1 protein-coding gene is annotated in these 460 nt (G+C 65.7%); it reads right to left on the reverse strand.

Features of this window, described 5'->3' with window-relative positions; all coding sequences use genetic code 11:
• Positions 1-460 (reverse strand): TauD/TfdA dioxygenase family protein (locus RNB18_RS51760; protein WP_311721027.1); only part of this gene is annotated, 460 nt, incomplete at both ends.

Below are 460 nucleotides of genomic sequence, written 5' to 3' on the forward strand. Positions count from 1 at the left end.
GTCCGTGGACGTCGACCGGGATATCGCCGGCCAGCGTGATCCGGCTGAGCCGGCGGAACTGGTCGTCGTAGTCGGCCACCGCGTAGTGCTGGGTGGCCCGGTTGTCCCAGATCGCCAGGTCGCCGGGTTCCCAGCTCCATCGAATGGTGTTCTCCAGCTTGATGACCCGATTCTGGAGCAGCTGGAACAGCGTGGCCGATTCGGCGGCGCCGAGGCCGACGAACTGCTTGATGAAGTGGCCCAGCAGCAATACCCGCTTACCGGTCTCGGGATGGACGCGCACCACCGGATGCTCGGTCTCGTAGTACACGGACTCGAACTCTTCGCGGTACTGACGGTGGCCGTCGGCGAGTTCCTCGTGACGCCCGTCGTAATCGGCCGCATAGTCGTACTGGTTGGTGTGCACCGCCCACAGGTTCTCGACCAGCGCCCGCAGCGGCTCGGGCAGCAGGTCGTACGC

Origin of the sequence: Streptomyces doebereineriae (genome assembly GCF_031845645.1) — a bacterium.
In the GTDB taxonomy this organism is placed as follows: Bacteria; Actinomycetota; Actinomycetes; order Streptomycetales; family Streptomycetaceae; genus Streptomyces; species Streptomyces canus.